This is a genomic window from Kitasatospora sp. NPDC127060 (assembly GCF_042724935.1).
Taxonomy (GTDB): domain Bacteria; phylum Actinomycetota; class Actinomycetes; order Streptomycetales; family Streptomycetaceae; genus Kitasatospora.
On sequence record NZ_JBHXEG010000040.1, the window covers coordinates 57,600 to 69,211 of the forward strand.

Annotated in this window: 8 protein-coding genes; 5 read left to right on the forward strand and 3 right to left on the reverse strand. The window is 72.5% G+C overall.

The genetic code is table 11. The features are described 5' to 3' along the window. Nucleotides 1-578: 578 nt before the first annotated feature. The 3 genes from ACFWIS_RS22215 to ACFWIS_RS22225 all read left to right on the forward strand — a co-directional run bounded on the left by ACFWIS_RS22215 (nt 579) and on the right by ACFWIS_RS22225 (nt 5,875). A complete protein-coding gene (locus tag ACFWIS_RS22215; protein WP_380451193.1) occupies nt 579-1,340 on the forward strand; it encodes a hypothetical protein in 762 nt (253 codons plus the stop codon). 25 nt (nt 1,341-1,365) lie between these two features. Beyond that, a complete protein-coding gene (locus tag ACFWIS_RS22220; protein WP_380523968.1) occupies nt 1,366-4,410 on the forward strand; it encodes a phosphotransferase in 3,045 nt (1,014 codons plus the stop codon). A 274-nt stretch (nt 4,411-4,684) separates the two neighbouring features. Next, complete coding sequence (locus tag ACFWIS_RS22225) at nt 4,685-5,875, forward strand: metallophosphoesterase (protein ID WP_380451189.1); 1,191 nt, start codon at nt 4,685-4,687, stop codon at nt 5,873-5,875. A gap of 348 nt (nt 5,876-6,223) precedes the next feature. Here the strand turns inward: ACFWIS_RS22225 and ACFWIS_RS22230 are convergent, their stop codons facing one another. Continuing rightward, nucleotides 6,224-7,189 (reverse strand): molybdopterin-dependent oxidoreductase, encoded by a 966-nt coding sequence (locus ACFWIS_RS22230; RefSeq protein ID WP_380451187.1) that lies wholly within the window; start codon nt 7,187-7,189, stop codon nt 6,224-6,226. Between the two features lie 198 nt (nt 7,190-7,387). Here ACFWIS_RS22230 and ACFWIS_RS22235 point away from each other — a divergent pair, with 198 nt between their 5' ends. Continuing rightward, on the forward strand, nt 7,388-7,789 hold the full coding sequence (locus tag ACFWIS_RS22235) for a VOC family protein (RefSeq protein ID WP_380451186.1): 402 nt from the start codon (nt 7,388-7,390) through the stop codon (nt 7,787-7,789). 7 nt (nt 7,790-7,796) lie between these two features. Here ACFWIS_RS22235 and ACFWIS_RS22240 read toward each other — a convergent pair whose 3' ends face one another. Both ACFWIS_RS22240 and ACFWIS_RS22245 read right to left on the reverse strand, forming a co-directional pair. Continuing rightward, complete coding sequence (locus ACFWIS_RS22240) at nt 7,797-8,531, reverse strand: helix-turn-helix domain-containing protein (RefSeq protein WP_380451185.1); 735 nt, start codon at nt 8,529-8,531, stop codon at nt 7,797-7,799. 125 nt (nt 8,532-8,656) lie between these two features. Then, nucleotides 8,657-10,201 (reverse strand): MFS transporter, encoded by a 1,545-nt coding sequence (locus ACFWIS_RS22245; RefSeq protein ID WP_380451184.1) that lies wholly within the window; start codon nt 10,199-10,201, stop codon nt 8,657-8,659. A gap of 278 nt (nt 10,202-10,479) precedes the next feature. On the opposite strand from ACFWIS_RS22245, the gene ACFWIS_RS22250 reads away from it, so the two are divergent. Next, nucleotides 10,480-11,259 carry a TetR/AcrR family transcriptional regulator gene (locus ACFWIS_RS22250; RefSeq protein ID WP_380451182.1) on the forward strand — a complete coding sequence of 260 codons (780 nt, stop codon included), beginning with the start codon at nt 10,480-10,482 and terminating at the stop codon, nt 11,257-11,259. Nucleotides 11,260-11,612: the final 353 nt, after the last annotated feature.

Below are 11,612 nucleotides of genomic sequence, written 5' to 3' on the forward strand. Positions count from 1 at the left end.
GCGCGGCCGGTCGGCCCGTCGCGCCGGCTCACGGGATCCGCGGACGTCTCGGGCGCGCCGCCGGCCCGCCGCGCATGCCGGAGCGGACTGGGGATGGGCCCATGGGATCACCGCCTCGTGCAGAGCCGCTGTGCTCCTTCACCGTAGAAGCGGCCGGGCCCACAGGCGCGCCGACCGTCCCGGGCGGCCCGGGCCCGACCGACCGACCGGACGGTGGTCCGGGGGCCGGGGTCCGGGGTCCGGGGTCCGGGGTCCGACGAGGCGCATCTCCCGGCCTGCTCGCAGACGCGACACCGTTCGTCCCCCAGGCCAGCCGACGCCAACCGCAGATGTGGCGGACCTGGCCTGGCGGACCAAAGGCCGACGGAACCATCGCTCTCAACCTCCTGGCCACCACAAGCCCTCTGGCCGGGCCGGGAGCACAGGGAACCTTCGGATTCTTGGATCCGATGCGGACCGTGCGCGCCTGACCGTCCCGACGTCTCAGGACACGGACCAGTCACAGTCCGGGCGTTCACTCACTGAGCGACGCACGGCATCGGTACATTGGCGCGCAAACACCACGTGGGGGAGGCCCAGTGGTCGAGAAGATCGTCGGCGGGCTCGTTCTTGCCCTGCTCAGCTATGTAGGCCGTACCCTCTGGCAGAACCGGCGGCACCTGAAGCTGCTGCTCGTCCTTCTCACACCGCGGCGCCGGACACGGGTGTCGGTGGCCGTGCTGTTGCGACTCCATGAGGAGGACCGGTTCGTCCTGTTCGCCACACCCGCCCGCCCTGGCGCCTTCGGCCCGCCGGGGGGAGTGGTGAAATACCGTGAAACAGCCCGTTCCGCCCTGGAGCGACTGGGCTTCGAACCCGAACAGCGTGGCCGTGCCGTGATGCGGCTCGATCTGCGGGGCTTCCTTTCCGGCAGCGGGGTCCTCGCGTTCGCGCGCTGGCTGCACCGCGGGGACGGCCGGGAGCCGGCGACCGAGTGCCTGCGGCGTGAACTCGTCGAGGAACTGGGCGAGGTCGGGCACGAGGAGCTTACGGATCTCGCCAAGGCCGTGGCGTTCCAGCACGTCCGGCGCGTCATCGACGGCCCCATGAAGGTGCCGGGGGAGGCATATCGACAGCTTCGGTTCTTGGAGGTGTACGACCTCCTGACGGACCGCCCCGAGGCCGAGGAACTGCGTTCTGCACTGATCACCCTCGCGAACGAGCAGACCGAGGCGGGGGTCATCTGTGCCACCCGCAAAGAGATAGCACTCGGCCGCGCCGGAGCCCATGTGGTGCTGCCGCAGTCCGCCTTTCTGGTCGGCGACCGGCGCCACCGCGAGGACCTCCACCCCGCGAGCTGACCTCAGGGCGTCTTCGTCCGAACCGGTGGCGGTAGCTCCGCGGCTCTGCCGGGATATCGCGACCAGGCCGCGTTTTGCATCAACAAGCCTTGTACATCACGTACTTGAGGAGGCATCGGTGGGCAGCGGTGTGACCACGGAAATTCTCCTGCACTCAACGGACGTACTGGAACGGGCGCTGGACGACGCGATCCAGGCGGTGCCGTCGCGGGAGGCGCGCCTCCGCAAGGCCCGCGAGGGTCTGCTCAGGACGCGGGAGCAACTCGCAAACGGATACCCGTACGTTCCCGGGTACCGCATCGCGAACGGTGCGTCGACCGTGGCCGAGTGCTACATGCAGGCGGATGTCGCACGGGCGCGCGAGTTACTGGAACTCGCCGTCTTTCTCCTGGAGTCCGAGCGGAACGACGACGGCAGGTACACGCCGACGATCGAGCACTGCCGAGAGCGGCTGGAACAGCTCGGTCCGGCAGTTGTCCAGGCGGCGGACACAGGACCGGCGCCGAGCCCCGGAGCGGGTTTCGGTCCGGCCTCCGCCGGCCAGCTGCAGCAGGCCCCGGCTGCGGGCACCGGAAGCGGCCCCGCCGTGGCGGTCGCTGCTGTCACGGCGGCAGTCGCCCCGGCGCCGGCGTCCGAAGGCGGCGCCGCGCCGGCGGCGACGGTGAACGCCGTGGCCGCCGGCAGCGGCGTCGCGGTCTCGGCGGCTGCCGAGGGCGAGACGGCCACCGTCGGCGTCCCGGGCTCCCGGTTCCCCTCGCAGATGAACCCGACCCGGAACTGGGACACGGTCGTCGGCGACTGGCGGTCCGCTGAGCCCGACGAGGACACGGTCCGGCAACTGGCGGCGGAGCTGGGAGCGCGCATCACCGAGCTGTTCGGAAGACATGCCCCCGTCCCCTCCGAGTCGCTCCTCCCGGTCCTTGACGAGGACCTGCAGGAGCTGCCCGGCCTTCTCGCCTCCGTCTCCGTGCCCGGTGATGACGCCCAGGCACTTCACCAGCGGGCCAAGGACGCGCGCAGCACCTGCCGTTCGGAGATGCTGTCGTATGCCAAGGGCGACACAGTGGTCGACGTCCGGGCGCTGCGTCGGCACTGGCTGGCCAGCGCGCTCTGGAACTACGCCGTGGAGGGCCACTGGCACTCCAGCGGCTACCAGACCCTCGCCGACATCCTCGGCTACCTCCAGCTCATCCAGATCTCCTACCGGTACCACGAGGCCAAGCGTGAACAACTGCTGGACGTCACCGAGACGGCGGTGCTGTTGGCGCTCGGCGAGCTGCGCGACCCCGAGCTGAACCGCGTACCGCACGTCTACAGCTGGCTGCGGCACGCCATCGGCATCCATCTCCTCGTGGGCGGCCCTGACCCGACCGCTCCCAAGGAGCTGCGCTTCAACGAGCTGGTCCAGGATCCCAGGTTCGCCGACCGGCACATCTATGCCGAGTTCTGGGCGACCCGAGTCCTCAACCGCTGGACCGAGGAGAACCGGCACCGCAGCAGCGTTGCGCTCACCCTGCTCAAGCTGTCCAGCTGGAAGGCTGACCAACTGGACCGCCTGCTCGACCTGCTGTACTCCTCCACGGGCTACTACGGTGACACCGGGACCCCGGAGGAGCGGCAGGAGGCGCTCGCCTTCTGGCGCAAGGCGGGCCGGGACATGCTGGCCACGATCCGGATGGTGCGGGTCGCCAGGAACCCTTGGGAGCCCGGTGCCGCCACGACCGCCGGCCTCCTGTCCATGGGCGACCAGGACGCGTCCGTACAGGTCTCGAACCGACTGCTCCAGGGCATCGCAGCTGAGCTGGCTCCGGGCCCGCAGGGGACCATGGTCCAGGGCGCGCTGTTCGCCGGACGGCCCGTGCCGACCTTCCTCGCCCTCGACAGCTTCGGCCCGGTCGGTGTGCTGAAGATCGACGAAGTGGCCAAGGTGCGCAGGGAGAAGGAGAACTTCGACCGGTTCGCGGAAGCCTATCTGCGGCCGGTCTACCGGGCGAGCAAGTGTGCCGTGGGCAGCACCACCATCGCCAACAGCAGCAATGGCGATCTCTACCAAGGCATCTTCACGTCCTATGTCTTCCGGCACCGCGACGAACCGAAGACACTGCGGGACTGGGTGCGCACTGCGGACCCGGACGCGCTCCAGCCGGTCATCGAGGAAGTCTTCATGGACGCGCTCGGCCCGTGGCTCAGCCAGGCCCAGCGGACCATCGGCGATCTGCGGGGGGAGTATCCGGCTCTGCGTCCGGTCACTTTCGAGCTGACCAGCTACGCGCCGGGCAAGAACGCGGAGTCCGAGCTGGAACACTTCCGGCTGCCCGAGGTCGCCGACATCTTCGGCATCGACGGCGGACTGCCCTGGCAGCACCGCAGACTCGGGTATCTGCTGGAGAACTCCGCACTCGGGTCCAGCCCATTCGCCGCCGACCCGGGCTACGGGTCCGTCACGAACCCGCTGTGGCTGGTCGCCCACATGGCAGAGATCGGCGAGCGGGACGCCGGGACCGACGCCCTTTTCGAACGGCTCCTGTACGACCGGCATTACGGCGTCACGACTGCCTCCTACCTGACCTGTGTCTGCCACGGCGACCTGCACGGCGAGAACGTCCTGGCCAGCGGACCGGACAACCGACGCCCCGATCTCTACGTCATCGACTTCGAGACCACCCACCAGGGCCACATCTGCAAGGACTTCGCCCGCCTCGAATCCGCTCTGTGGTCACGGACGTTCTCCTGGAGCCACGAGCAACTCCTCCAGGTGCGTTCCTGGTTCGTCGGATCGCTGAGCGGCACGGCCATGTGGGAACCGGACATTCCGGGGGACGCGGACCCGGACGTGCGGCGGGTGCTGCTGTGCATCGCGAAGCTGCGCACCATCCTCAAAGGCTGCGAGCAGAAGAACTGGCCCTTCGGCGAGGCCGAGTACCAGTGGGCCCTGCTGGCGTCCCTGCTGCCGTTCGCCCGTTACCGCGACCACGAAGACCAGGTGAACCGGCACCTGCCCTTCCTGCTGGCGGCGGATGTTGCCGATGTACTGGTGAACCATGCCGAAGGCGCGGCCTCCGGCAGCTAGCTGCACTGGCGACCAGAAGAGCCCGTGTCGGGGCGACCCCTCACGAGGTCGGATCTCGTGTCCTCCGCCTCCACGAAGGCCCCGACCCCCAGAAACCGCCGTTCGCCGGGCGGGGCCTTCGTCGTTTTCCGGGGTGGCGGGGAGGCGGATGATGGGGGGAACCGATGTGAGGGGCGATGTGGTGAGTGGGAGTGGGACCGGTGGGGCCGCCGGGGCGGTAGCGGCTGCGGGTCGGGGTGGGGGCGGCGGGGCGGCCGGGGATGCGGGTGGGGGTGTGCGGCGGCGGGGCGGGGTGCGGCGGCTGGCCGTGCTGGTGGTCGTCCTGGTGGTGTTGTGCCTGCCGCCGTGGTGGACGCTGTTCGCCGGGGCCGGCTGGCCGTTCCCGGTGGTGCTGGGCGGCACGGTCGTGCTGGTGGCCTGGATGGTGGCGTTCCCCTTCCTGATGATCGCGGGGCACGGGCGGCGGCGGCTCGACCGGGCGGCCCGTTTCGCGGACACCAGCCTCGGGGTCGTCTGGGTGCTGTTCACCTGGTCGGTGCTGGGTGGGCTGGTGGGGCTGGTGGCGGCCGGGCTCGGCGTCGGGGGCAGCGGCCGGGGCAGGGCGGTGGCGGTCGCGGTGGCCGTGGTGTCGGCCGGGTTGTTGGGCTGGGGGTACCGCGAGGCGATGCGGGTACCCCGGGTGAAGCGGCTGGACGTCCATCTGCCACGGCTCGGTGGCGGACTGGACGGGACCCGGGTCGTGGTGCTGGCCGACACCCACTACGGGCCGATCGACCGGGCGGACTGGTCGGCGCGGGTCGCGGAGGTGGTCAACGGGCTGGACGCGGACGTGGTGGTCCACGCCGGCGACATCGCCGACGGCACCCCGGCCCAGCGCCGGGAGCAGTCGGCGCCGCTCGGGACGGTCCGGTCCCGGCTGGCCAAGGTCTACGTCACGGGGAACCACGAGTACGGCGGGGAGGCCCAGGGCTGGCTGGACCGCATGGCGGAGCTGGGCTGGGAGCCGCTGCACAACCGCCACCTCGTGGTGGAGCGCGACGGGGACTCCCTGGTGCTGGCCGGTGTGGACGACGTGACCGCGGAGCACTCCGGACTGGACGGGCACCGCGCCGACCTGGTGGACGCGCTGGCCGGGGCGGATCCGGCACTGCCCGTCCTGCTGGTCGCCCACCAGCCCAAGTACGTCCCCCGGGCCGCGGCGGCCCGCGTTGACCTGCAGATCTCCGGGCACACCCACGGCGGCCAGATCTGGCCGTTCAACTTCCTCGTCCGGATCGACCAGCCGGTGGTGCACGGCCTGAGCCGACACGGGGAGCGGACCCAGCTCTACACCAGTCGGGGCACCGGGTTCTGGGGGCCGCCGTTCCGGGTCTTCGCCCCGAGCGAGATCACCGTCCTCACCCTGCGGGCGGGCACCGGGGTCGTGGGCGCCGGGGTAGCGGGCTCCGCAGCGGTCGGCGGGTAGCGCCGCAACGACAAGGACGACTGGATCCCGGTCGTCTTCTACGCCCTGGCCGACGGCAGCCGCTCCGTCCGTTTCGGGGTCCGCGCGACCGCCGAGTCCGCCTGACCGGCGGGTGTCGTACGGGCCCGTACGACACCCGGCCAACGAAGGCTTGGACCGCTGTGCGGTGGTCCGGGCCTTCGGGCTGCTCCGGCGGGACGGGTCATGAAACCGGGAGCGGTCGGGGCGGTGGCGCCGAGAGCGCGCGGCTCGCCGAGGACAACCCCGGCATCGCCCCCTTCCGGCCGCCGCCGGGCAGGCCGTCAGCCGGCTGCACGGCGACCCGGACGGGCTTGGTCCGCCCGGCGATCACCGCCCGGCCGGCCGCCCGTTGACCGCCGCGGTCACCCGTATCTCGTGGACGGCGTTGCGGTCCCCGCCGAGCGGCTGGACCCGCCCGGCGGAGTCGGTGGCCCGGCAGCGGACGCGGTGCGGCCCCGGGGCGAGGTCGTACCGGAGCCGGAACCGCTGCCAACTCGGCCCCGGGCCAGGCCCGTCCAGCTCGGCGGGCTGCCAGTCGCCGTCGTCCACGGCCACCTCGACGGCCGTCACCTCGGTGGAACTCCAGGCGTACCCGGCCAGTTCGGCGGCTCCGGCCGGCACGGTGGCTCCGTCCCGCGGGCTGAGCAGCTTGCTGCTGACGTCCTTCTCGCGGACCGGCCGGGACTCGCTCTCCCCCGGCAGCACCCGGGTGTACAGCCGGGTGGTGAACAGGTGCTCGGGGCGCTCGGCGGCCAGCACCAGGCGCGTCAGCCACTTGACCGAGTTGGTGCCGAACATCCGCGGCGCCACCGCCCGCACCGGGTGCCCGTGGTCGGGGCGCAGCGCCTCGCCGTTCATCCGGTGCGCGAGGACGACCTCGGCCGATGCCTCCTCCAGCGGTAGGTCCTTGAGGTAGCTCACGCTGCTCTCCCCCGCGAAGTCGCCGCGGTCGGCGCCCTCCAGCCAGACGTGCCGGGCCTCCGGGCGCGGCCCGGCCAGCGCCAGCACCTCGGCGAGCGGGACCCCCTCCCACTCCACGTTGGTCACCGCGCGGGTGGGCACGTTCGGGCGCAGCGGATTGCCGAAGCACTCGTGGACGGCGGTGAACCGGCGCTGCGGGAGGTCCTGGAGGGCCCGGAAGTCCAGCCGCAGCGGCCGCTCCACCAGGCCCTCGACGGTGAGCGTCCAGGTGTCGGCGTCGAGCCCCGCGTACCGGCCGAGGTGGCTGCGGACGAAGACCTCCTCGACCGGCGTGAGGAAGACGTCGGGCGTCTCCGGATCCGTCCTGAACATGTGCCACACCCCCGTGTCGAACCGATCGTTGCGTGATCGACGGTACAAGGAGCGACTGACAACCGACCGCCCGGGCCCGTGCCAGGCGCTGGCCGCGCCCCTGCCGGGCGCCGCCCGGGCGCCTGCCGGAGACGAGAACCACCCGGGGTGTCCGATTCGTTCAAGACCTCCGCCCGCGGCCCGCCTACCGTGGCCGTCATGAACAGCACACCCGCACCGCAGATCGCCTTCATCGGTCTCGCCGTCTCCGACATGGCCGCCTCGGTGGCCTTCTACCGGCGGCTGGGGCTCACCTTCCCCGAGGGCTCCGAGCAGCAGCCGCACGTCGAGGCGGAGCTGCCCGGCGGCCTGCTGCTGGTCCTCGACGCCGAGTCGACCATCCGCTCCTTCCACCCCGAATGGCAGCCGCCGACCGGCGGCGCCCGGGCGGCACTGGCCTTCCGTTGCCAGAGCCCGGAGCACGTGGACGCGGTGTACCGGGAGCTGACCGCCGCCGGGTACCACGGGGAGCTGAAGCCCTGGGACGCCTTCTGGGGCCAGCGCTACGCCTCGCTGCGCGACCCGGACGGCAACGGGGTCGACCTGCTCGCCCCGCTGTAGCCCGGCCTCACAGCAGCGCCGTCACCGTCGTTCCCGCCAGCTCCCGTACGTCACGGGCCAGGTGCGCCTGGTCCGCGTAGCCCGTCCGGGCGGCCGTCTCGCCGAGCGGGACGCCGGAACGGGCCAGCCCGAGGGCGCGCTGCAGTCGCAGGATCCGGGCCAGGGTCTTGGGGCCGTAGCCGAAGGCGGCCAGGGAGCGGCGGTGCAGCTGCCGGGCGCCGAGCCCGACCGCCTCGGCCGTCGCCGCGACGCTCCGCCCGGCGGCGAGCGCGTCGGCCACCGCCCGTACCAGCCGGTCCTCCGGCCGTGCCGCGGCCGCCAGGCGCAGGGCCAGTTGTTCCAGGGCGGCGGCCGGGTCGGGGGCGGCGTCGATCCGTTCGGTCAGCCGCCGTACCTCGCCACCGGGCCGGAGGTCGGCCAACTCGACCCGGCGGTCACGCAGTTCGTGTGCCGGGAGGCCGAGCAGCACCGGTCCGGCGCCGGGTCGGAAGCGGACGCCCGCCCACGGCCCGCGCAGTCCCGGTCCGGGCCGGTACGCCCGGGTGTCCGGCCCGGCGACCAGCAGCCGGCCCTCCGTCCACAGCAGGTCCATGCAGCCGTCCGGCAGCACCAGCCCGCCCGTACCACCGCCAGTACCACCGCCAGTACCGCCGTCCGCGCCGCCGTCCGCCGGGTCGGCGCCCTTCGTCCACAGCACCGCCCCGGGCAGCCGGGACGGGCGCTCCGCGTACGGGGTGGACATGCTTCGAAGGCTACGCGCCCCCAGGAGCCCGCGGCGGCCCGGACGGCCCGCGGCCCCGGCTGCGAGGGGCAGCCGGGGCCGGTGGACGGGGGGTGCGACCGGGGGCCGACCGTCGGGCGGGGCGATCAGACGCCCGCGCCGACGGCGGGCTCGACGGGCTCAGCAACCCCGACGGCCTCGGCGGGCTCCACCACGGTCTCGGCCGCCTTGCCCCGCATCAGCACCAGGGTGAGCACCGCCGCCACCAGGACGGCGATCCCGCCGACCGTGAAGGTGGTGGAGGTGGCGGTGTTGAAGGCCTCCCGGGCGGCCCGGGCCAGGGCGCCGTCGCTGCTACCGGCCGAGAGGGCGAGCGCGTCGGTGATGGCGTGCCGGGCGGGGGCGGGGGCGTCGGCGGGCATCGCGCCGGTGTAGGTGCCGGAGAGCACGGTGCCGAGGATGGCCACGCCGAGGGCGGCGCCGGACTGCTGGATGGTGTCGTTGAGCGCGGAGCCGACGCCGGCGTGCTCGGCGGGGATGGCGCTCATCAGGGCGTTGGCCGCGGCGGGCATGCCCAGGCCGGAGCCGATGCCGAGCACCAGCATCGCGAGGGCGACCTTGGTGAAGCCGTCGCCGACGGAGAGGGTGGCCAGCAGTCCGAAGCCGCCGGCGATGATCACCATGCCGATCGAGGTGAGCACCCGGGCCGGGAGCTTCTTGCCGAGCGCGGCGCCGATCACGTTGAAGGCGAGCGAGGCGATGGCCAGCGGGATGAAGGCCAGGCCGGTGTCGGTGGGCGAGAACTCCAGCACGAACTGCAGGTACTGGGTGAGCACCAGCATCAGGCCGCCGGTGGCGAAGGTGAGCAGGACGAGGGAGAAGCTGGCGCCGGTGAAGACCCGGTTGCGGAACAGCTTGAGCGGGACCATCGGCGAGTCGGTGCGGACCTGGCGGATGCCGAAGCCGGTGAGTGCGGCGACCGCGACGGCCATCGCGCCGAGGGTGTTGACGTGGGCGAAGCCGTCCCGCGGCAGGACGATGATCGACCAGACCAGGGCGGTCATGCCCACCATGGAGAGCAGCATGCCGGGCAGGTCGGGCTTGCGCCACGGGCCCTTGGACTCCGGCATCAGCACGATCGCCGCGACGATGGCCACGGCCGCGACCGGCACGTTGAGCAGGAACACCGCGCCCCACCAGAAGTGGGCGATCAGCGCGCCGCCCAGCACCGGGCCGCCGACCAGGCCGATCATGGCCACCGCGCTCCAGGCGGCGATCGCCTTGGGCCGCTCCTCGTCGTCGAAGACGGTGATCAGGATGGACAGGGTGCTCGGCATGACCAGGGCGCCGCCGACGCCCATCAGCACCCGGCCGGCGATCAGTTCACCGGGGCTGGAGGCGACCGCCGCGACCAGTGAGGCGGCGCCGAACAGCACCAGCCCGATGATCATCACTTTTCGCCGCCCGAACCGGTCGGAGAGGCTTCCCGAGGTCAGCAGCAGTCCGGCGAAGACCAGGATGTACGAGTCGATGATCCACTGGATGTCCTGCGCCCCGGCCCCGAGGTCCTCCGCGATCGGCGGGATGGAGACCGTGAGCACCATGTTGTCGATCACCAGCACCAGGCTGCTGAGGCAGAGCACGACCAGGATGAGCCAGCGGCGCGGGTGACGATCCGTCTGACGGTCCACCACGATCCCCCTTCGGTTCGGCGCGTCGGCCGCAGCCCCGCGCACGTCCTCGCGTCGGCGGAAGGCCGCGCGGAAGTCCTCGCGGCGCACACCGTCCACCCGTCCCCGACCGAACGGTGTGCGCTACTCCGAACACTGTACGGACACCGAACACCGTTCGCAAGGCCGTACGGCGTGCGTGTTGCCGTACGGCGTGCGGATGGCCGTACGGTGTGCGGTGGCGGGCCTATGCTGGACGGACCGCCCCCGACCAGGGGGCACGTGGAATGGAGGGCCAGATGACGGCCAAGTCGGAGGACGACACCCCGCCGGAGCGCCGGGCCGGCGCACAGCCGGACTTCCCCTCGCCGTGGAATCGTCCACAGAAACGGCGGACCCAGCCCGCCCTCAGCCGCGAGCAGATCGTCGCCGAGGCCGTCGCCCTGCTGGACTCCGACGGCATCGAGGCACTGAGCATGCGCAAGCTCGGCGCCCGCCTCAACGCCGGCGCCACCTCGCTCTACACCCACGTCGCCAACAAGGACGAACTGCTCGCCCTGGTGGTCGACCACATCTTCGGCGGACTTCCGCTCGCCCGGGCCGAGGGCGCCGAGGACCCGAAGGTCTGGCGCGCGGCCGTCATCGAGAGCACCGAGGCCATGCGCGCCGCCGTGGTGCGCCACCCGTGGATGGTCTCGGTGATCGGCGACGTGGGCATGGTCTACCTCGGCCCCAACTGGATGCGGCTCTCCGAGGCCATGCTGGTGCTGATGGAGACGGCCGGCTTCGAACTCGGCGAGGCCAACGACGTGATGGGCATCATCATGGGCTACACCATCGGCACCGCCACCGTGGAGGCCGCCTGGCTGAGCGCGCTGACCAAGAGCGGCCAGGACGAACAGGAGTTCATGGACCGGCTGCTGCCCGCCGTCACCGAGGCCACCCGGTCGCACCCACGACTGCACGCCCTGTACACCACCCAGGTGCCGGATGAGGTCGAGGCCGGCCGGGACAGCAGCTTCCGACGCGGCATCGACCTCATCCTGGACGGGATCGAGGCGCGGCGGTCCAGGACCTGAGCCCGCCCCCGCCGCCGACCGTCAACTCCCGCTCAGCGCCTGGACGTCGGCATACCCGGGCACCGGCCCGACCGGCCCGCCCGAGGCGACGGCGGCCGCCGTCGCCACCGCCGCCGCCAGCGCCGAGCGGTACAGCAGCGAGCCCAGGCTGACCCGGGCGGCCCCGAGCCCGGCCAGCTCGGCGAGGCCCGGGCCGGTCGGCGTCCAGAGGATGTTGAGCGGGAGGGGCGGGGGGGCCGGCCCCCCGGGGGGGGGCGCCCCCCCCCCCCCCCCCCCCCACACCCCCCCCCCCCCCCCCCCCCCCGGGGGGGGGGGTAAAAAAAAAAACCAGCCGCCCACGGATGGGGGGGTGG

Coding starts and splice junctions, on each gene's coding strand:
- ACFWIS_RS22230 (WP_380451187.1), bottom strand. CDS start 7,189: ATGTTCAGGACGGATCCGGAGACGCCCGACGTCTTCCTCACGCCGGTC.
- ACFWIS_RS22235 (WP_380451186.1), top strand. CDS start 7,388: ATGAACAGCACACCCGCACCGCAGATCGCCTTCATCGGTCTCGCCGTC.
- ACFWIS_RS22240 (WP_380451185.1), bottom strand. CDS start 8,531: ATGTCCACCCCGTACGCGGAGCGCCCGTCCCGGCTGCCCGGGGCGGTG.
- ACFWIS_RS22250 (WP_380451182.1), top strand. CDS start 10,480: ATGACGGCCAAGTCGGAGGACGACACCCCGCCGGAGCGCCGGGCCGGC.